Genomic DNA, 19,799 nt, shown 5'->3' on the forward strand with positions numbered 1-19,799 from the left:
GCGGGTCACACGCCGGGCTACCGGGCGATCAGCTGCCCCAGGCGCTTGGTGAGCTTCACGTTCTCGCGGTAGTCGACCGGCACGACGATCACCGACGGCTTGTCGCGCCGGTCGAACGCCTCCTTGAGGGCGGGGCGGAACTCGTCGGCCGACTCGATGCGACGCGCGTGGCAGCCGAGGCCCTGCGAGACGGCGACCAGGTCGGGCGTCGTGAACTCGGTGCCGAAGTGGTGCCCGAACTCCACCTCCTGCTTCCAGGAGATCAGCCCGTAGTCGTTGTCCTCCCAGACCACGTTCACCGGCGCGACGCCCAGGCGCGTGGCCGTGGCCAGCTCCGCCATGTTCATCATGAAGCCGCCGTCGCCGGAGAGGGCCACCACGCGGCGCTCGGGCTCCACCAGCGCGGCGGAGACGCCGCCGGGCACGGCGATCCCCATCGAGCAGAAGCCGTTGGAGATGATGCAGGAGTTCGGCGCGTAGGTCGGGTAGTGGCGCGCGATCCACATCTTGTGGGCCCCGACGTCGCTGATGAGGATGTCCTCGTCGTCCATCTCGGCGCGCAGCTCGGCGAGGATGCGCTGCGGCTTCATCGGGAAGTCGCCGGTCTCGGCCTCGGCCGCCGCCCCCGCCTCGGTGATCTCCTCGGTGAGCGACTCGCGCACCCGGTGGTGCAGGTGGACGTCCTCGTAGTGGTGCTCGGCGGTGAGGCCCTCGTTGATCGCCCACAGGGTCGCGGCGACGTCCCCGACGATCTCGACGGTGGGCCGGTAGGCGTCGTCGACCTCGGCGGGGTCGAAGTCGATGTGCAGCAGGCGCTTGGTGCGGCCGATGTTCCAGCGCGCGGGCGGCCACTCGACCATGTCGTAGCCGACGGCGATGACGAGGTCGGCGGCCTCGAAGACCTCGGTGACGTAGTCGCGCGATCCCAGGCCGACGGCATAGAGGCTGCGCTCGTGGCGGTCGGACAGGGCGCCCTTGCCCATGAACGTCATGCCGGCGTAGATGCCGGTGGCCTCGACGAAGCGCTGCAGCTGGCGGCTGACGCGCGTGCGCACGCAGCCCTGCCCGACCAGCAGCACCGGGCGCTCGGCGCGCGCGATGAGGTCGAGCGCGGCCTCGACCGACTTCTCGTCCGGTACCGGGCGGCGGACCTTCTCCGGCGGCACGATCGGCGCGGCCTCGACCTCGTGCTTCGCGATGTCCTCGGGCAGCTCGACGTGCGTCGCGCCCGGCTTCTCGGCCACGGCCAGCTTGAACGCCTTGCGCAGCACCTCGGGGATCGTCGACTCGTCGCGCAGCGAGGTCGTCCACTTGGTGATCGGCGAGAACATGTTGACCACGTTCATCGCCTGGTGCGACTCCTTGTGCAGGCGCGTCGTCGCGCCCTGCCCGGTGATCGCGACGACCGGCGAGTTGTCCATGTTGGCGTTGGCCACGCCGGTGACGAGGTTGGACGCGCCCGGCCCGAGCGTGGAGAGGCAGACGCCGGGCCGGCCGGTGAGCCGCCCGTAGACGTCGGCCATGAACGCCGCGCCGGCCTCGTGGTGGGTGGGCACGAAGCGCACCGAGGACTCGCGCATGGACATGAGGAGATCGGCGTTCTCCTCACCGGGAACCCCGAAGACGTACTCGACGCCTTCTGCCTCGAGACACCGCAGGAACAGGTCGCTCGCCCTCATGTGTCGGTCCCACTCCCCGGAGATCGGTGCGCCGTCGGACCAGGGACTGATGCCCATGAGGACGGCTGGGCACACCCCGGACTGCTCATCCGGCGGTTCAGCGTGGCCGGGCGCGCGTGCTGGTGCCCGTGCCGGCGCCGGTGTTGGACGCGTCGGTGCCGCCGCCCCGGGGCGCGCCGGCCAGCTCGAGGGTGCCCGCGCCGCCCTGCTCGGAGCCGGCCAGGTCGGAGACGGACTCGAGCGTGTCGCCGATCTTGAGGTCGTTGAGGAAGAGCGTCGCGGGCTCGGCCGGGCCGCCGGTGTGGCGGTAGATGCCGGTCTTGAGGTAGTCGAACGAGTCGATCATGGTGCCGCGCGGCGGACGGAAGTCCTGCAGGACCTGCTGCCCGTCGCGGTGGACCGACACGGACCCGCCGCCGATCTCGAAGCGGATGTCCATCTGCACGGCCAGGTTCTGACCGGCCTGCACCGGGCCGAGGTCGCGCACGCGGTCGCCGACGTTGGCGAGCCAGAGGCGGCCGTCGACGACCTCGAGCGCCACCGGCGGCGAGGTGTTGCTGCCGCCGTCGTGCAGCTGCCAGATGACCTGCCAGTCCTGCGTGTCGACGGGGAAGTCGGCCGGCAGGAAGGCGCTGTAGCCGAAGAAGAGGCGCTGACCCTCGCGGATGTTCTGCGCCTCCTCCGGGCGCACCTCCGAGCGCTTGGCGCCGCCGGGCACCTCGAGCTTCACCACCCGGCGCCCGGGCACGTTCGGGCTCTCGACCTCCTCGGGGGCCAGCCCGCCGCCCTCGACGTTGCCACCGTTCGAGTCCTGGAAGCCCGCGAGCCCGGACGTCAGGGCCCACAACGCGCCGGTGTTCGCGCCGGCGGAGCCGGTGCCGTTGTCGGTGCTGCCGGTGTCGGTGCTGCCGGTGTCGGTGCTGCCGGTGCCGGTGGCGCCGTCGTCGCCCGTGGTGTCGGCGCAGTCGCGGTCGCCGGTGTCCGGGGTGCCCGCACCGCCGATGCCGGCGGCCTCGTCGGGCGGCGTCGTGGACCGCGGCGTGGAGCCGGTCGAGCCGCCGGTCGAGCCGCCGGTCGAGCCGCCGGTCGAGCCGCCGGTCCGGCCGGGTGCGCAGGTGCTGTCGCTGCTGGTCCCCGCGCCGCCGCCGGGTGCCGTGGTGGAGCGCGGCTGCGAGCCCGAGCCCGAGCCGGTGCCCGTGCCCGACCCGTCGGGAGGCGTGGTGGAGCGTGGCTGCGAGCCCGTGCCGGTGCTCCCACCCGGCGCCGCGGTCGACCGTGGCTCGTACCCGGCGCCCGGGTCCACGGTTCTGGTCGACCCACCGGAGCCCGTCGGCGGCACCGTCGTCGGGGCTGCGGTCCCCGCTCCGGGTGCGGTGGTGGTCGCGGGTACCCGGGCGTCGTCGCCGGTGCCCGCCGCGCCGCCGGTGCCGGCCGGATAGTCCTCGCCGCCGGGCGGGGTCCCACCGGTCGTCGACCCGGACCCGGGGAGCTCCGTGCTGCCCGGCAGCTCCGACGCGCCCGGTGCGGCTGTCTCCGGCGCCGTCGTGCGCGGGGCCGTGCCGCCCGGCGCCCTCCCGTCGGGCGCGGCGCCACCCGGAGCGGCGCCGGGATCCGCGGCGTCGGGCTCCGCCGTCTCGTACGCCGAGCTACCCGACGTCGAACCGCCCGGCGCGGTCGTCTCGTACTCCGAACCACCGGCTGCCGTCCCGTCCGGCGCCGCACCGCCCGGCGCGGTCGTCTCGTACGCCGGACCGCCCGGCGCCGCGGTCCCCGGCGTCGTCGTCGATGTCGTCGCCGATGTCGACCCACCCGGCGCGCCACCGCCGGGCGCGCCGGTGTCGTACCCGCCGCCCGGCGCGCGCGACGAGGTCGCCGGAGCGCCGGACGACGCGGGTGCGCCGGCCGGATCCGCCGTGGCACCGCCGGACGCCGGGAGCGAGGTGATGAGGCGCCCCAGCGAGTCGGACGCCCAGCGCGTGGCCGGCGTGTCGGGGGCGACCTCGAGCTGGTCGTACCCGGCGTGCGCCGGCGACGCGACGGCCTGCTCCAGCGAGGGCGGGGTGGTGCCCGGCGGGGAGGCGCACACCGGGTCCTCGGGGGCGCAGACCTGGATGGTGCGCGACGCGAGCGAGCCGAAGCCGCCCTCGCGGGCCGGCAGCACGCCCTGGCCGGTGACCCCGGCGGGCACCGTGCGGGCGTCCGGGTCGCGGGCGGGGTCGCCGAAGAGGCCGACGGCGACGATCCGGTCGGCGGCGACCCCCGGCTCCTGACCGGTCCCGATGCGCGCGGCGACGTCGCCCGCCACCTGGGCGCCCTGGGAGTAGCCGAACAGCATGACGCGGCTGTCGGGGCACCCGGCGAGCTGCGCGGACACCTGCCCGGTGAGCGCCGAGACGGCCTGCTGCTCGCCGGCGCCGTCCTCGGGTCCGGGCACCGCCACGACGGCCAGCCGCGGCCCGACCCGCTGGACGAGGGGGTCGGTGAGGGCCGCGAGGGTCTCGCCCCCGCCCGCCCCGCTGCCGTTGACCGAGAACAGCGTGACGTCGCGGCACTCCGCGGGCGCCGGATCACCCGGCGCCGCCACCGTCACGACGCCCGTGCCCACGGCGCCCACCATCAGTGTGGCGGCCAGCGCCGCCGCGACGGCGAGGACGCCGACCGGGCGGCGCCGGGGGCGCTCGGCGACACCGGCCAGCACCGGGGCCCGCCGTCGCGACGCCCGGAGCGGCCGACGGCGTCCGCGCTGCTCCCAGCCGCCGCCCGGCCGCGGGGCACGCCCGTCGTCGACCTCGCCGTCGGGGTGGACGACGAGCGGCCAGGAGCTCCAGGGGCTCGCCAGCTCCACCCGGACCGGCCGTCCGAGGCGCGCGGCCCGGCTCGCGGCGAAGGCCAGACCCTCACGGTGGGGGTCGGCGCCGCGCGGGAGCGCCACCGCGGCACCGTCGACGTGCAGGGGCACGCGCCCGGCCGCGCGGTCGACCCGCAGGTGCACCACGGGCGTCGGGGGCACCGGCCGGCCGAACCGGTCGACGACCCGCTCCGTGGCACTCACACGCCACCGCCCCGCACCGAGCGCCCCATGCCTCGCCCTCCACCGCCGCGGCCCGGCCGTGACCGGGGCGGGGCGGGCCCGGCCGGTCTCGGGAACACGGCCGGGTCGCCCTCGCCCGGTCAGCTAAGGCGAGCACCGCGGGGCGTGGGTGCGGTTCGCGAGAAGTCGGCGAACTGTTCCCGATCGCAAACGTCGGCCCGGCGTGTCGCGCCCGCGAGCTGGTGGCGATCCTGACGTTGGACGTCAGCGTGGCCGCCCCGCTGACACACCCCCCGCTAGCCCAGGGCGTCGCGCAGGAACGCGACCTGCAGCAGGAGCAGGTTCTCGGCGACGACCTCCTGCGGCGTCATGTGCGTGACGCCCGAGAGCGGCAGCACCGTGTGCGGGTGCCCGGTCGCGAGCAGGGACGACGAGAGCCGCAGGGTGTGGGCGGCGACGACGTTGTCGTCGGCGAGCCCGTGCACGAGCATCAGCGGGCGCGCGGGCGATGCGGCACCCGGGTCCTCGGTGATCGAGGAGCGGGCGTACGCCTCCGGGTACGCGTCGGGGTGGCCGAGGTAGCGCTCGGTGTAGTGCGTGTCGTAGAGGCGCCAGTCGGTCACCGGCGCGCCGGCCACCGCGGCGTGGAAGACGTCGGGGCGGCGCATCACCGCGAGCGCCGCGAGGTACCCGCCGAACGACCAGCCGCGGATGCCGACGCGGTCGAGGTCGAGGTCGCCGACCTGCTCCGCCGCCGTGTGCAGGGCCGCCACCTGGTCGTCGAGCACCGGCCCGGCCAGGTCGCCCCACACCGCCCGCTCGTAGGCCGGCCCCTTCCCCGGGGTGCCGCGGCCGTCGGCGACCACGACCGCGAAGCCCTGGTCGGCGAACCACTGCGAGGTCAGGAACATCGCCCGCGTCGCGAGGACCCGCTGGGCGTGCGGCCCGCCGTAGGGGTCGAGCAGCACCGGGAGCCTGCGCGAGCCCGGCACGTGCCCGGTGGGCAGCAGGACGGCGACCGACGGGCCGCCCCGGTCGGTCGCGATGCGGCGGACCGCGGGCTGGAGACCCGGTGACTCCGCGTGCGACGTGACGCCGACCGTGCGCCCGTCACCGCGGAGCACCCACGTGCGGACGCCGTCGTTGTCGAGGTCGCCGCCCGCGAGCACCGTCACCCCGCCCGCGCGGCGACCCGCCCAGACCCCGTACTGCGGGCCGACGCGCGCCGCTCCCCCGTGCCGCGACCAGGCCCACAGGGTCACGTCCTCGGCGCGCTCGGAGGCGGTGAACAGGACCGTGTCGCCGTCGACGTCGGCCACCGCGCGCACCTGCAGGCCGAGCGGGGTCACGACCTCGTCCCCGACCACCAGCCGTCGCGTGTCGTCGCTGTCGACGCAGCGCACGAGCGCGCCGTCGCCGAGGTGGGCGGGGACGCCGGGCACGAGGTCGACCCAGACGTCGTCGGTGTCGGTGACCAGCACCGTGGACTCGCCGGTGTCGGGGTCGACGCGGCGGTGGTCGACGCGGCGCTGGTCGCGGGTCGAGACGGTGACCAGCAGGTCGTGGGTGTCCCAGGTGACGGCGGCGAGGTACTCGGCGCCCTCCCCCAGGTCGACGGGGACCCGCGTGCCGTCGAGGTCGACCAGCGCGAGCGTCACGTCGGCGTTCGCGGTGCCGGCGGCCGGGTAGGCGTTCTCGACGGGGGCGCGGTCGGGGTGCGCCGGGTCGGCGATCCACCAGCGCGTCACCGGGTCGTCGTCGACGCGGGCGACGGCGAGCTGCGAGCCGTCGGGCGACCACCAGTACCCGCGGTAGCGGTTCATCTCCTCGGCCGCGACGAACTCGGCGAGCCCCCAGCTCACCCCCGGCCCGTCGTCGTCGGCCGGGCCGGCGACGACGTGCGTGGTGCCCGTCGAGAGCTCGTGCACGTGCAGCGTGCCCGCGCGGACGAAGGCGACGCGGGCGCCCGTCGGGTCGGGGCGCGGGTCGACGACCGGGCCCTCGACGGGCAGGGGCGCGGCCTGCGCGCCGGGGACGAGCTCGACCGTGAACGCCCGCCCGGAGAGCACGAACACGGCCAGGCGGGCGGCCGCGTCGAGGGCGTACTCCACGACGCCGCCGGACTGCTCGCGCACGCGCTCCCGACGCGCGCGCTCCTCGGGCGGGAGGTCCTCCTCGCCGGGGACGTCGAGGTCGCGCGGGTCGACGAGCAGGTGCTCCTCGCCGGTCGCGACGTCGAGCAGCCACAGGCAGGTCAGCGGGTCGTCGCCGCCGCGGCTGCGCAGCAGCACGACCCGCGCGCCGTCCGGCGAGACCGTCGGACGTCGCGGCGCGCCGAGGGTGAACCGGCGGGTGGCGGCCTGGCGGCGCGGAAAGCTCGACACACCGGGCAGTGTGCCGGAGACGCAGCGCAGCGGAGCTCGACCATCGAGCCGGACCCGCCCGGCGCTGGCCCCGAAGGCGCTGGACGGCGGCGGATAGGCTCGGCGTGTGGCGGAGACGGAACGGCGCAAGATCGCCCTGACCGGGATCAAGCCCAGCGGCGAGCCGCACCTGGGCAACTTCGTGGGCGCGATCCGGCCCGCGCTCGAGCTGGCGCGGACGTCGGACTTCGAGTCGCGGTACTTCATCGCCGACCACCACGCGCTCACCGGCACGCCCGCGGCCGGCGACATCGCCGCGTGGACCCGCTCGGTCGCCGCGACCTGGATCGCCGCCGGCCTCGACCCGGAGCGCACCGTCTTCTACAAGCAGTCCGACGTCCCCGAGACGTTCGAGCTGACGTGGATCCTGTCCTGCGTCACCGGCAAGGGCCTGATGAACCGGGCCCACGCCTACAAGGCGGCCCGCGACCGCAACGTCGCCGCCGGCGAGGACCCGGACGCGGGCGTCACCATGGGTCTCTACGAGTACCCGGTGCTCATGGCCGCCGACATCCTGATCATGGAGTCGGACCTCGTGCCGGTGGGCCGCGACCAGCTCCAGCACGTGGAGATCGCCGCGGACGTCGCGGGCAGCTTCAACCACCGCTACGGCGCGGGCTTCCGGCTGCGCATTCCCGAGGCCGTCGTGCCGCCCGAGACGACCGGCCACACGCTGCCGGGGCTCGACGGCCGCAAGATGAGCAAGTCGTACGACAACTACATCCCGCTCTTCCTGCCCGCGCCGAAGCTCAAGAAGCTGGTGCGCCGCATCCCGACCGACTCCACGCCGGTCGACGCGCCGAAGGACCCGGACTCGTCGGCGGTCTTCCAGATCCTGGCGCAGTTCGCCGAGCCCGACGTCGTGGCGGACACCCGCAAGCGGCTCGAGGCCGGCGGAGTGGGCTGGGGTGATCTGAAGAACCAGCTCGCCGACGTGCTCGAGGCGCAGCTCGGGCCGCTGCGCGCCCGCTACGAGGAGCTCGTCGCGCCCGGCAGCGAGCTGGACGCGATCCTCGCCCGCGGCGGCGAGATCGCCCGCGAGCAGGCCGCGCGGACGCTGCGGGGCGTGCGGCGCGCCGTCGGCGTGGAGGTCTGAGGCGTCCTAGCGCGACGTCGTGGCGCGGTCCGCCTCGGCGTGGCCGCGCGGCGCGGGGAGCTCGTCGACCAGCTCGTCCCACCCGGCGCGACGGCCCAGCTCGCCGGGCGTCGCCGGCACCTCGGGCAGCTCGCCCAGCCAGAGGCGCAGCGGCCCGGTGTCGAGGGGACGCAGCGCGCCCTCGGGGTCGGTGGCCTCGGTGCGACGTCGCAGCCAGGTGCCGAGCACCAGCGCCGTGGCGACCGAGGCGAGGCACCAGCCGACCACCAGCACAGCGACCCACATGAGGACCGGCACGAGCACCTCCGAGGGGTGGGGGGCGGACCGCGGTGACCGAGCGTGCCCGGCAGCCCACCGCGTGCGTTGCCCTGAGGATGACATCCCGGACGCGGCGGCGGGGCCGCTCTCACTCGATCGGACGTCACGACTTCGACCACTCACCGCGCCAGAACGACCGTCGACGGCCGTGGCACCGCCGTTCGTCGCCGGTCATACTCCGTTCGCCGCGATTCCGGGTGCTCGACTGAACGCGTTCTCAGGTGGCGTCCAGGGCAGCGGCGATACGGCCGGCGATCGCAGCCGACTCGTCCGGGGAGCCGTACGGATGGCGGGGACCGAGGAAGAAGCGCAGGCCGTCCTTCGGACGCCGCGGGATGACGTGGAGGTGCAGGTGCGGCACCGACTGACTGATCACGTTGTTGATCATGATCAGGGAGCCCGGCGCCTCCATCGCGGTCTCGACCGCGCGCTCGAGGCGCTGGGCGAGCGCGAAGAACCCCGGCAGCTCGTCGGGCGGCAGGTCGGCCAGCGTGGTGACGTGGGTGCGCGGGACGAGCAGGACGTGGCCGTGGAACACCGGCGAGGTGTCGAGGAACGCCATCGTCGACGGGCCGTCGTGCACGATGTCGGCCGGGCCGTCGCCGGCGACGACCGCGCAGAAGGCGCAGGGCTTGGTCTTGCGCGGAGGCACGGGCCGAGCCTGTCACGACCGTCGGGACGTATCCGCGAGGCCCGGACGTTGGAGGGGACATGGGTGCACCGAGGTTGCTGGTGATCGGCCACGAGGTCTCCCCCGAGACGGCGCTCGTGCAGGCCGGGACGCTGGTGGGCTGGGCGGCCGAGCACGGGGTGGAGATCGTGCCGGGCGTCGCCGGCGGGCCGCTGCCCGCTCCCGAGACCCTCGACGCGATCGCCGTGCTCGGGTCGGCGGAGGGCGCGTGGGACGACGACGTCCCGTGGCTCGCCGACGAGATCGCCTACCTGCACGCGGCGGTCGACGTCGGCGTCCCGCTGCTCGGGTTCTGCTTCGGTGGGCAGCTGCTCGCGCGCGTCCTCGGCGGCACCGCGCACGCTGCCGACGGCCGCCACGAGAACGGCTGGCGGGAGATCACCACGTCCGCGCCGGAGATCGTGTCGCCCGGCCCGTGGATGGAGTTCCACTTCGACACGTTCACCCCGCCGCCGCAGGCCGAGGTGCTCGCGACCTCGGAGCGCTGCACGCAGGCGTTCCGCCTCGGTGCGCACCTGGGCGTCCAGTTCCACCCCGAGGTCACCCCCGCCGAGCTCGAGACGTGGATCGCGCGATGGAGCGGGACGCCGCTGGAGGCCCGCCTGCCCGAGGTGGGCGTCGACCAGGACGCGCTGCGCGCCGAGACCGCCGCCCGCGCGGAGGAGTCGCGCGCCGCGAGCTGGGTGCTCTTCGACGCGTTCGCCGAGCGCGCCGGCCTCCTGCCCGACCCCGCGGTGCGATGACGGCCGCCCCGGACATGAAGGTCCGCATCGGCATCGGTGCCGGCCCGTCGCGCCACGACCCCGCCGCGGCGACGCTCGAGCTCGTCGACGGCTGCGAGGCGCGGGGCATCGACTCGGTGTGGTTCCCCGACCGGATGGCGGCCCCGGCCGTCGAGCCGGTCGTCGCCATGGGCTGGGCCGCCGGGCGCACGACGTCGCTCAAGGTCGGCAGCGGCGTGATCGTGCTGCCGGGCCGCAACCCCGCGGTCGTCGCCGCCCAGCTCGCGTCGCTGGCGGCCCTCGCGCCCAAGCGGATCCTGCCGGTGTTCGGCCTGCGGCCCGCCACGGCCGGCGAGCGCACCGCCTATCCCGTGCCCGGTCCGCGCGCCCTGGTGTTCGAGGAGGCCCTGACCGTCGTGCGGCGGCTGCTCACCGAGGAGTCGGTGACGTTCCACGGGGAGTTCTTCACCCTCGACGAGGCGACGGTCGAGCCCCGCCCGGCGCGCCCGCTCGACCTGTGGCTGGGCGGGCTGGTGCCGGCGGCGCTGGACCGCGTCGGACGCCTGGGTGACGGGTGGCTCGCCTCGTTCGTGACCCCGGCCGAGGCGGGCGCCGCCCGCGCGAAGATCGCCGCGGCCGCCGCCGAGACCGGGCGCGAGGTCGAGGAGGACCACTACGGCACCAACCTCCTCGTGCTGCCGCCCGGCACCTCGGAGCAGGACGCCGACCGCGCCCGCGCCTCCTCGGTCGTCCGGCGCCCCGAGCTCGACCCGCACGACCTCGTCGCCGACGGGTGGGACGACGCCCGCGCCCGGGTGGGCCGCTTCGTGGACGAGGGCATCACCAAGTTCGTCGTGCGCCCGGCCGTGGCGCCGGCCTCGTGGCCGGGGTTCCTCGACGAGTTCGCCGAGCACCTGGTCCCGCTCGAGACCCAGGGCATCGTCGGCTAGGGGTCAGAGGCCCCGGCTCGCGAGCACCCGCGTCAGCGCGATCTCGAGCACCACGCGGGCGGGGTTGACCCGCGGCGGGTGGTAGCGCTCGGTGTAGCGGCGCTCGCCGTCCGCGACCGACTCGGGGTCGTCGCGCACCACCGCGAGCCCCTCGATCGTCGACCACCGCCCGCGATCGACCTGGCTGAGCGCCACCCGTGCGCCCTCCTCGCCGCCCAGACGCACGTGACGGGCCTTGGCGCTGTGCCCCGAGGTGAGGACCCGGGCGATGGCCGTGTCGAGGTCCAGGGTGCAGTTCACGGGCACGACGTGCGGCGACCCGTCGCGGCGCAGCGTGGTGATCGTGCTGACGCGGTGGTCGCGCCAGAACTGCGCGAACTCCTCGCCGCGGGCGCGCAGATCGGACGGCGTGACGGTCGGCGTCGGGGACATACGGCGATGGTGCCCCGCGCCGTGATCACCCGCCCGGGGCGGGGGTGCGCGTCACGGCGGTGGCGATCCACGCCCAGAAGCGGGGGTCCATCGGCGACGTCGTCGGGATCGCCATCTGCGGCTCCACCGCGGCGGCGCCGGACGACTCGCCGTTGTCGATCGACTCGTTGACGACGTTCGACCCGCCGGACCCACCGGAGGAGGTGCTCCGCCGCGAGGTCGGGCCGGAGCTGGACGACGAGTCGGACGAGTCGGAGTCGCTGCTCGCGGTGGACCGGGAGGTCGACCGCCGCGTCGTCGGATCGGAGGTCCCGTCGTCGCCGTCCGACGCCGTGGACGAGCTGGACCGCGCGCTCGGGCGGGTGCTCGGGTCCGACGAGGAGTCCGACGAGGAGTCCGACGACGACTCCGACGACGACTCCGAGGACCTGGTCGGGGTCGCGGTGGCCGACCGGGTCCGCGAGCGGGCGGTCGACGTCTCGTCGCCGTCGTCGGGCGACCCGGTGGTCGTCCGGGCGCGGGTGGACTCCGCGGTGGCGTCCCCGTCGTCCCCGTCGTCGCCGGAGCGCCGGTCGGCGGTCCGCTCCGCGGACCCGTCGGGCGCCGTGGTGGTCCGGTTGCGGGTGGTCAGCGACGCCCCGGTGGTGGGGTCGACCGTGGTGGTCGTGCCCGCCTCGCGGTCGACGGTGGTGGTGACCCCGGTCGACGGGTCGGTGGTGGTCACCGGCGCCGAGCGGTCCTCCTCCGAGACCTCCGTGGCGTCGGTCGGCAGCGGCCAGCCCTCGGGCGTGGTGCTCGGCCGCGCGCCGGGCTCGGTGCGGCGCGCGGTGCTGCCGGGGGTCGTGTCCTCGGCGAGATCGCCGGGGCCGCCGGGGGCGCCGTACGTGGGCCAGCCCTCCGGCGTCCCCTCCGGGGTCGCGGCGTCGGTGGGCAGCTCCAGCGTCGGCTCGCCAGCGGACGGGGCGGCGCTCGTCGTCGCCTCGCCGGTGCGTCGCGCGGCGGTCTCGTCGCCGGCCGCGTCGGGCACGAGGTCCGGGACCAGGCCGCCGCCGCGGCCCTCGTCGCCGCGGCCGGTGTCGCGACCACCGTCACGACCGCCACCGCCGGCGCCGCCGTAGCCCCCGCCACCGTTGCCGTTGCCGTTGCCGTTGCCGTTGCCGTTGCCGTTGCCGCCACGGTCGCCATCCGTGCCGCCGCCGTTGCCGCCGCCGCGGCCGGCCTCGCCGCCCCGGTCGGCGTCGCCGCCACGTCCGGCTCCGCCACCGGCGTTCCCGCCGCCGGCGTTCCCGCCCCCGGCGCCGCCGTTGCCGCCGTTCCCGGGCAGGAGGTCGGGCAGCAGGCCCCCGCCCCCGCCGCGTCCCGGCCCGTCGTCGTCGCGCGCGGCGTTCCCGCCCCCGTTGCCGCCGTTGCCGCCCCGGCCCCCGGGCGACCCGGTCGGCTCGTCGCGCGTGGGGTCGGGCAGCAGCGGGAGGTCGAGCACCGGACCCGGGTCGTCGTCGGTCGTCGCCGTGCGGGGCGGGTCCGAGGACTCCGGGACGGCAGGCGGGGTGACCGGCTCGGGCGCCGGCTCGGGCGCCGGGGCCGGACCGGGCGAGCTGTCGGCGCCGGGCAGCGGCACCGGGTCGAGGCCGGGCACCAGCTCGTCGAAGCCCGGGGGCGGCGTCGCCGGCTGCTCGGCGCCCGGGTACGCCGGCTCGCCGGGCGCGGCCGGCGCCGCCGGCGAGGGCCCCAGCGCCCGCGACCCGGGCAGCGGGATCGGGGTCAGCGGCGGCGCGACGTCGTCGGGCAGGGAGCTCTCCGGTGCTGCCGCGTCGGTCGGGGGCAGCACCCGGGGCGCCTCGTCGTCGTCGCCCGAGGGCTCCGAGGACCCGGACGAGGGGACCTCCTCGGAGGTGGTCGGCACGTCGCTGGCGTTGCCCGTGAGCCCCGTCGCGTCGTCCCGCGGGCCACCCGGCACCACCGCGGTCCCGACGCCGAACAGCGCCGCCACCAGCGCCACCGTGAACAGGCTCGTGATCACGATGTTGCGCGGTGTGCGGAACGGCCACGGTCGCGGACGCGGTGCCGGGTTCCAGCCTCGGGACGAGGTGGACGGCATGCAACCCCCTTCGAAACATGCCCGCCCCCGACAGCGGTCCCGGGCGCCGGCGGCCCCGGAGATCCGTACGGTACGCCGCCGCCCTGTCCCGGGTCAGCCGTTTCGTGGTGTCCGCGAAGAAATCGGCGGGCACCATGGAGCCTGTGGGTGTCGTGAGGGCGCGCGTCCCGTGACCGCGGACCGGCCGTCCCCTCACCTCGACCTCGACCTGGCCACCGTGCGCCGCGCCTATCGCACGATGCGCAACGTCCTGCCCGGGATCGAGCTCTGCTACGCGGTGAAGGCCAACCCGCACCCCGACGTCCTCGCCCTCCTCGTCGCCGAGGGCGCCTCGTTCGACCTCGCGAGCGTCGGCGAGCTCGACCTCTGCCTGCTCGCCGGCGCGCGTCCCGCGGGCCTGTCCTGGGGGAATCCGGTGAAGAAGGTCACCGACGTCCGCGCGGCCCGGGCCGCCGGCGTCACCCGCTTCACCACCGACGCCCCGGCCGACGTCGACCTCCTCGCGCGCGAGGTCCCGGGCGCCACCGTCGGGGTCCGGCTCGCCGTCGGCGACGACGGCTCCGCGACGCCCTTCGCCGGCAAGTTCGGCGCGAGCGAGGACGAGGCCGTCGCGCTCCTCGAGCGGGCGCGGGCCGGGGGCCTCGACGCCGCGGGCATCGGGTTCCACGTCGGCTCCCAGCAGCGCGACCCGCGCGCCTGGGCCCGCGCGGTCGACGCCGCGGCGCGGGTGGCCGCCCGGCTCGGCGCACACGCCCCGCGCGAGCTGAACCTCGGCGGCGGCTTCCCCACCACCCACGCCGGTGGCCCCACCCCCGACGTCGACGCCTGCGCCGCCGCGATCCGGCACGCCCTCGCCGCCCACGCAGCGCACTGGCGCCCGCGCCCGTTCGCCGAGCCCGGCCGGGCCCTCGTCGCGGACGCCGGGGTGCTGCGCGCCGAGGTCGTCCTCGTGGCGCAGCGCGCCGGGCGCCGCTGGGTCTACCTCGACGTGGGCCGCTACCAGGGCCTCGCCGAGACCGAGGGCGAGATGATCGTGTACCGCCTGCGTACGCCCGGCCGCGACGGGGAAACCGGGCCGGTCGTGCTCGCCGGGCCGACCTGCGACGGCGACGACGTCCTCTACCGCGACGCCGACGTCCGTCTCCCGCTCGACCTCGCGCCGGGCGACGTCGTCGAGTTCCTCGGTGCCGGCGCCTACACCTCGAGCTACGCCTCGGTGGGCTTCAACGGCCTGCCGCCCCTGCCGACGCACGTCCGGCAGGTCCAGCACGTCCCCCACGAGACCCCGGAGGAAGGTGGAATTGACCACCACACCCCCCAGCACTGACCCCGTGACGTTCGCCGGACGCCACGTCCTCGCCGAACTGCGCGGCGTGGACCCCGCCGTGCTCGGCGACGAGCAGCAGGTCGGCGACGCCCTGCGCCGCGCGCTCGACGCCGGCGGCGCCACCGTCCTCGACGTCGTGGCACACCGGTTCGAGCCCCAGGGCACCACGGTCCTGGCGCTGCTCGCCGAGTCGCACGCGTCGGTGCACGCCTACCCCGAGGCCTCGGCGGCGTTCGTCGACGTCTTCACCTGCGGCGTCCACGCCGACCCCGAGCTGGTGGTCGACGCCCTCGGCCGCGAGCTCGGCGCGGACGAGGTGCGCGCGCAGGTGGTGGCGCGCGGCGCCGGGCTCGCCCCGGCCGCCGGCGGGCGCGAGGTCGACGAGCCCCTCGCCGCGGGCATGCGCCGGCGCTGGCGGCTCGACGAGGTGCTCTGGCGGGGCCGCACGGAGTGGCAGGACATGATGGTCGCCCGCACGGCCCAGGGGATCTCGCTGTTCTGCGACGGCGAGCGGCAGTCCACCGAGGCGAGCCAGCTCGTCTACCACGAGGCGCTCGCCGTGCCCCCGATGCTGCTGGCCGACCGCCTGGACTCGGTGCTGGTCGTCGGCTCGTCGGAGGGTGTCGTCTCCCAGATCGCGGTCGCCGCGGGCGCCACGCGCGTCGACCACGTCGACATCGACACCGAGTGCGTCCGCCGCTGCGCCGAGCTGCTCCCCTACGGCTACACCCCCGACGAGCTCGCCGACGCCGAGGCCGGCCGCGGCCCCGTGCGCATGCACTACGCCGACGGCTGGCAGTTCCTCGTCGACGCCGCCGCCCGCGGCGACCGGTGGGACGTCGTGATCGTCGACCTCCCCGACGAGCCCGTCGAGATCACCGACCCCGCCCAGCACGCCCGCCTGTACGGCGAGGAGTTCCTGCGGCGGTGCGCGGAGGTCCTGGCCCCCGGCGGCGTCGTCTGCTCGCAGGCGGGCTGTCCGACGCTGTGGCGCAACGACACGCTCGCCCGCATGACCCGGCGCTTCGGCGACGTCTTCGCCACCGTCCTGCCGTACTGCTCCGACGAGCACGAGTGGGCGTACCTCACCGGCCGCGTCGACCCGGTCGACGACCCGGTCGAGCTCGAGATCTCGCGCCTCGGCCGCTTCCCGGCGCTGACCTCGATCGACGCCGACGCCCTGCGCCGCGGCGCGATCCTGCCGTTCGCGCTCCGGGCGCCCTGACGCGGCCGTCGACCCGTGTCCTCGGGACACGGGTCGCCGGGACCACCGGCTCCCTACGCCGCGGACAGCGCCGCCGACAGCTTCTCCGGGATGCCCGGCGCCTTCGACCACGCCTTCGTCTCCGGGTCCTGGACCACCACGACGTAGACGTTGCGGCCGGTGACCGCGACCTCCTCCGCCGAGCGGTAGACGGTGAACCCGAGCGTGAAGCTCGTCGTCCCCTGCCGCTCGCACGCGACCTCGACGCGCGCGTCGTCGCGCCACCGGACCGAGCCGCCGTAGTCGAGCTCGGAGTGCACGACCATCACGTCGACCCCGGAGGCGATGAGGTCGGGGTAGGTCAGCCCGACGTGGTCGAGGAAGCCGGTGAAGGCCTCGTCGAACCACGTCAGGTAGTGGCCGTTGAACACCACGCCCTGCTGGTCGACCTCCGCATAGCGCGGCACGACCGGGAACGAGTAGGTCACTGCCGCAGCTCCGGGAAGTCCTCGTCGCGGAACTCACCCTCGGGCGCGACGTCGGAGCCCGTCCCGGGACGCAGCTCCTCCTCGCGGCCCCGCAGCTCGACCCGGCGGATCTTCCCGGAGATCGTCTTGGGCAGGTCGGCGAACTCCAGGCGGCGCACCCGCTTGTAGGCCGGCAGGTGCTCGCGCGCGTGGCGCAGGATGGCCAGCGCCGTGTCGCGGGAGGGCTCGTAGCGCGACGACAGCACGACGTACGCCTTCGGCACGGCCAGCCGGAGCGGGTCCGGCGACGGGACGACCGCGGCCTCGGCGACCGCCTCGTGCTCGATCAGCACGCTCTCGAGCTCGAACGGGCTGATCCGGTAGTCGGACGCCTTGAACACGTCGTCGGAGCGGCCGATGTAGGTGATGTAGCCGTCCTCGTCGCGCGAGCCGACGTCGCCGGTGTGGTACACCCCGCCGGTCATGACCTCGTCGTTGCGCTCCGGGTCGTCCTTGTAACCGATCATGAGGCCCAGCGGGCGGTCGGTGAGGTCGATGCAGATCTCGCCCTCGTCGCCGCGCTCGCCGGTGACCGGATCGACCAGCACGATCGGGTAGCCGGGCAGCGGGCGGCCCATCGAGCCGTCCTTCACCGGCTGCCCGGGCGGGTTGCCGATCTGCAGCGTCGACTCGGTCTGGCCGAAGCCGTCCCGGATCGTCATGCCCCAGGACTCGCGGACCTGCTCGATCACCTCGGGGTTCAGCGGCTCGCCGGCGCCGACGAGCTCGCGCACCGGCACCTGCACGCGCGTGAGGTCGGCCTGGATGAGCATGCGCCACACCGTGGGCGGCGCGCAGAAGGTGCTGACGCCCTTCTCGACCATGACGTCGAGCAGCTTGTCGGCGTCGAACTTCGTGTAGTTGTAGATGAAGATCGTCGCCTCGGCGATCCACGGCGCGAAGACGTTCGACCACGCGTGCTTGGCCCAGCCCGGCGAGGCGACGTTGAGGTGCACGTCCCCGGGCTGCAGGCCGATCCAGTACATCGTCGAGAGGTGCCCGACCGGGTAGCTCGTGTGCGTGTGCTCGACGAGCTTCGGCTTGGCCGTGGTGCCCGAGGTGAAGTACAGGAGCAGGGTGTCGCTGCCCTTGGTGGGCCCGTCCGCGGTGAACTCGGCGGGGGCGTCGTAGGCGGCGGCGAAGTCGAGCCAGGGCTCGGTGAGGCGGTCACCCACGGCGATCCTGGTGTAGTCGCCGGGCACGTCGTCGAACTTGTCGACGTCGGCATCGCGCACCACGACGTGGCGCGCGTTGCCGCGGTCGATGCGGTCGCGCAGGTCGGCGGGGCCGAGCATCGGCGTCGAGGGGATGAGGACCGCGCCGAGCTTCATCGCGGCGAGGATCGTCTCCCAGAGCTCCACCTGGTTGGCGAGCATGAGGATGATCCGGTCGCCCCGCTGCACGCCCTGCGCTCGCAGCCAGTTGGCGACGCGGTTGGACCGCTCGCTCATGTCGGCGAAGGAGTACTTCGCCTCGCGACCGTCCTCCTCGACGATCCACAGCGCGGGCCGCTGCGCGGAGCCCGGGTCGGCCCCGATGGCGTCGAAGTGCTCGAGCGCCCAGTTGAACTCGTCGAGCTGCGGCCAGCGGAAGTCACGCAGCGCCGCGTCGTAGTCGGTGCGCCGTTCGAGCAGCTCGTCGCGCGCCCGTCGGAACTCCGTCGCGGCCTTGCTGAGCTCGGGCACTGCGGTGACCTCCTCCGTGACGCCGATGGCGAGGCGGTTCTACCACCTCGCCACCGGCGTCGGCCCCCGCTACCTGAACAGCTTCCGCAGAATGATCAGCCCGACGAGCGCGCCGGCGGCGTAGACGGCGTACTTGACGCGGGGGTCGGCCCACTTCTGCGCCGCCATCTCCTTGCCCTGCTCCGAGAGCCGCTGCGGGTTCGCCCGCTCCGACAGCTCGTCGAGCGCTCCGGCCAGCGCCTCGCGCGCCTGCTGGATCTCCTTCTCGATGGCGTCCGTGTCCCGTGCCACGGCACCTCCCCGTGTGGTCGTCGGTCGCGCTGACCGTCGCTCTGTTCGCGACCGGCCGGTGGTCGGCGGCTATCCTGCCCGCCCGTGACCGCCGATACCCGCCTGGCCCCCGGTCAACCCGCGCCGGACTTCTCGCTGACCTCCGATCAGGGGGAGACGGTGTCGCTCGCCGACCACCGCGGGCACCGCGTCCTGGTGTACTTCTACCCCGCCGCGATGACCCCGGGGTGCACGAAGGAGGCCTGCGACTTCCGCGACAACCTGGCGACGTTCAACGACGCCGACGTCGCTGTCCTGGGGATCTCGCCGGACAAGCCGGAGAAGCTCGCGAAGTTCCGCGACAAGGAGGGGCTGACCTTCCCGCTGCTCTCCGACCCCGACAAGTCCGTCATGCAGGCGTGGGGCGCCTTCGGCGAGAAGACGATGTACGGGAAGACCACGACCGGTGTGATCCGGTCGACCTTCCTCGTCGACGCCGACGGGAAGATCGAAGAGGCGCAGTACGGCGTGAAGGCCACCGGCCACGTGGGCCGGCTGCTGCGCGATCTGAAGCTCTGAGCTGTACCGGCGACGGGATTCGAACCCGCACTGCCACCCTCCTAAGAGGTGTGCCTCTGCCTTTGGGCTACGCCGGCTCTGCCTCGTTCTACGACCGTGACCGACACCAGGTGTCGGTCTGCGAGTGACAGTTGGCGCAGAGGATACGGAGATTCTCGAGACGGTTGTCCGTGTGGTCGCCGTTGACGTGGTCGAGCTGGAGCGGCAGCGGCTTGCCTCGCCACTCGTCGAGGCCGCACACCTCGCAGCGAGCCTCCTTGAACCCTTCCTTGATCAACCGGGCGCGCAGCTTGCCCGACGAGATCGTCGATCCGACGACGAGGACCTCGGCGAGGGGCAGGCCACGACCCCCGAAACGTCGGCCCTTCGCCCACCCCCGGCCGGTGAAGTGCGAGGTGTCGGCGCCGATCGCCTTCAATCGACCGGACATCCAGCGGTGGAACCCCCCGTTGGGTTCGCGGCCGACGGCACGGATGACCGAGGCCAGGCTGTCGGAGCGGGCGACGAGGTCGAGGAGTTCCTCATCCGACCACGTCCTCGAGCGACGAGGGAGCGTCTTGCCGTTCACCGTGGCCATGAGGTGGTCGTGCGGCAGGTCGAGGCGCTGGATGTGCTTCAGCATCGCGGCGTACCTGCCGGGCTTGAGGCCGAGGCGCTGATGCACCTCGGCGAGGGTGGTGCTGGCGGCGACCGCCTCGCGGAGTTGATCGTCGGTCCAGGATCGCGCTCGGGGCATGACCCCATCGTCGTCGAACGCGTGTTCGAAC

The 19,799-nt window shown here is 74.9% G+C and carries 17 protein-coding genes and 1 tRNA gene; 6 read left to right on the forward strand and 12 right to left on the reverse strand.

The features are described 5' to 3' along the window. Nucleotides 1-17 precede the first annotated feature (17 nt). The 3 genes from ACFPK1_RS30770 to ACFPK1_RS30780 all read right to left on the reverse strand — a co-directional run bounded on the left by ACFPK1_RS30770 (nucleotide 18) and on the right by ACFPK1_RS30780 (nucleotide 7,094). Nucleotides 18-1,679 (reverse strand): acetolactate synthase large subunit, encoded by a 1,662-nt coding sequence (locus ACFPK1_RS30770; RefSeq protein WP_378024763.1) that lies wholly within the window; start codon nucleotides 1,677-1,679, stop codon nucleotides 18-20. A 97-nt stretch (nucleotides 1,680-1,776) separates the two neighbouring features. After that, nucleotides 1,777-4,731, reverse strand: coding sequence for a heparin lyase I family protein (locus ACFPK1_RS30775; protein WP_378024764.1), 2,955 nt, complete (start codon nucleotides 4,729-4,731; stop codon nucleotides 1,777-1,779). Nucleotides 4,732-5,006: 275 nt separating this feature from the next. Then, nucleotides 5,007-7,094, reverse strand: coding sequence for a S9 family peptidase (locus ACFPK1_RS30780; RefSeq protein ID WP_378024765.1), 2,088 nt, complete (start codon nucleotides 7,092-7,094; stop codon nucleotides 5,007-5,009). 106 nt (nucleotides 7,095-7,200) lie between these two features. On the opposite strand from ACFPK1_RS30780, the gene ACFPK1_RS30785 reads away from it, so the two are divergent. Further along, nucleotides 7,201-8,229, forward strand: coding sequence for a tryptophan--tRNA ligase (locus ACFPK1_RS30785; RefSeq protein ID WP_378024766.1), 1,029 nt, complete (start codon nucleotides 7,201-7,203; stop codon nucleotides 8,227-8,229). Between the two features lie 6 nt (nucleotides 8,230-8,235). Here ACFPK1_RS30785 and ACFPK1_RS30790 read toward each other — a convergent pair whose 3' ends face one another. Together ACFPK1_RS30790 and ACFPK1_RS30795 are read right to left on the reverse strand one after the other, a co-directional pair. Then, nucleotides 8,236-8,526 (reverse strand): hypothetical protein, encoded by a 291-nt coding sequence (locus tag ACFPK1_RS30790; RefSeq protein ID WP_378024767.1) that lies wholly within the window; start codon nucleotides 8,524-8,526, stop codon nucleotides 8,236-8,238. Nucleotides 8,527-8,764: 238 nt separating this feature from the next. Next, nucleotides 8,765-9,199: an HIT family protein gene (locus ACFPK1_RS30795; RefSeq protein WP_378024768.1), complete on the reverse strand. Its 435-nt coding sequence runs from the start codon at nucleotides 9,197-9,199 to the stop codon at nucleotides 8,765-8,767. Between the two features lie 59 nt (nucleotides 9,200-9,258). Here ACFPK1_RS30795 and ACFPK1_RS30800 point away from each other — a divergent pair, with 59 nt between their 5' ends. Together ACFPK1_RS30800 and ACFPK1_RS30805 are read left to right on the forward strand one after the other, a co-directional pair. After that, a complete protein-coding gene (locus ACFPK1_RS30800; protein WP_378024769.1) occupies nucleotides 9,259-9,981 on the forward strand; it encodes a type 1 glutamine amidotransferase in 723 nt (240 codons plus the stop codon). Beyond that, nucleotides 9,978-10,910 carry a TIGR03854 family LLM class F420-dependent oxidoreductase gene (locus tag ACFPK1_RS30805; RefSeq protein WP_378024770.1) on the forward strand — a complete coding sequence of 311 codons (933 nt, stop codon included), beginning with the start codon at nucleotides 9,978-9,980 and terminating at the stop codon, nucleotides 10,908-10,910. Before ACFPK1_RS30800 ends, ACFPK1_RS30805 begins: the two co-directional genes overlap by 4 nt. A 3-nt stretch (nucleotides 10,911-10,913) precedes the next feature. On the opposite strand, the gene ACFPK1_RS30810 is transcribed toward ACFPK1_RS30805, so the two are convergent. Beyond that, nucleotides 10,914-11,342, reverse strand: a complete 429-nt coding sequence (locus tag ACFPK1_RS30810; protein ID WP_378024771.1) for a pyridoxamine 5'-phosphate oxidase family protein — start codon at nucleotides 11,340-11,342, stop codon at nucleotides 10,914-10,916. Between the two features lie 25 nt (nucleotides 11,343-11,367). Beyond that, nucleotides 11,368-13,362 (reverse strand): hypothetical protein, encoded by a 1,995-nt coding sequence (locus tag ACFPK1_RS30815; protein WP_378024772.1) that lies wholly within the window; start codon nucleotides 13,360-13,362, stop codon nucleotides 11,368-11,370. Between the two features lie 247 nt (nucleotides 13,363-13,609). Here ACFPK1_RS30815 and ACFPK1_RS30820 point away from each other — a divergent pair, with 247 nt between their 5' ends. Together ACFPK1_RS30820 and speD are read left to right on the forward strand one after the other, a co-directional pair. Beyond that, nucleotides 13,610-14,767, forward strand: coding sequence for a type III PLP-dependent enzyme (locus ACFPK1_RS30820; RefSeq protein ID WP_378024773.1), 1,158 nt, complete (start codon nucleotides 13,610-13,612; stop codon nucleotides 14,765-14,767). A gap of 4 nt (nucleotides 14,768-14,771) precedes the next feature. Beyond that, nucleotides 14,772-15,992, forward strand: coding sequence for an adenosylmethionine decarboxylase (gene speD / locus ACFPK1_RS30825; protein WP_378024774.1), 1,221 nt, complete (start codon nucleotides 14,772-14,774; stop codon nucleotides 15,990-15,992). Nucleotides 15,993-16,045: 53 nt separating this feature from the next. Here speD and ACFPK1_RS30830 read toward each other — a convergent pair whose 3' ends face one another. The 3 genes from ACFPK1_RS30830 to ACFPK1_RS30840 form a co-directional block, all read right to left on the reverse strand. Continuing rightward, on the reverse strand, nucleotides 16,046-16,459 hold the full coding sequence (locus ACFPK1_RS30830; RefSeq protein ID WP_378024775.1) for an acyl-CoA thioesterase: 414 nt from the start codon (nucleotides 16,457-16,459) through the stop codon (nucleotides 16,046-16,048). Next, complete coding sequence (locus tag ACFPK1_RS30835; RefSeq protein ID WP_378024776.1) at nucleotides 16,456-18,183, reverse strand: AMP-binding protein; 1,728 nt, start codon at nucleotides 18,181-18,183, stop codon at nucleotides 16,456-16,458. The genes ACFPK1_RS30830 and ACFPK1_RS30835 overlap by 4 nt, the downstream gene beginning before the upstream one ends. Before the next feature lie 69 nt (nucleotides 18,184-18,252). After that, nucleotides 18,253-18,474: a DUF3618 domain-containing protein gene (locus ACFPK1_RS30840; protein ID WP_274279976.1), complete on the reverse strand. Its 222-nt coding sequence runs from the start codon at nucleotides 18,472-18,474 to the stop codon at nucleotides 18,253-18,255. 84 nt (nucleotides 18,475-18,558) lie between these two features. Here ACFPK1_RS30840 and bcp point away from each other — a divergent pair, with 84 nt between their 5' ends. Next, on the forward strand, nucleotides 18,559-19,032 hold the full coding sequence (gene bcp / locus ACFPK1_RS30845; RefSeq protein WP_378024777.1) for a thioredoxin-dependent thiol peroxidase: 474 nt from the start codon (nucleotides 18,559-18,561) through the stop codon (nucleotides 19,030-19,032). Nucleotides 19,033-19,036: 4 nt separating this feature from the next. Here the strand turns inward: bcp and ACFPK1_RS30850 are convergent. Further along, nucleotides 19,037-19,109 (reverse strand) — tRNA-Leu (locus ACFPK1_RS30850). An 11-nt stretch (nucleotides 19,110-19,120) separates the two neighbouring features. Then, nucleotides 19,121-19,768, reverse strand: coding sequence for a hypothetical protein (locus ACFPK1_RS30855; protein ID WP_378024778.1), 648 nt, complete (start codon nucleotides 19,766-19,768; stop codon nucleotides 19,121-19,123). Nucleotides 19,769-19,799 lie beyond the last annotated feature (31 nt).

It is taken from the genome of Actinomycetospora rhizophila (assembly GCF_042657905.1).
Classification (GTDB): domain Bacteria; phylum Actinomycetota; class Actinomycetes; order Mycobacteriales; family Pseudonocardiaceae; genus Actinomycetospora; species Actinomycetospora rhizophila.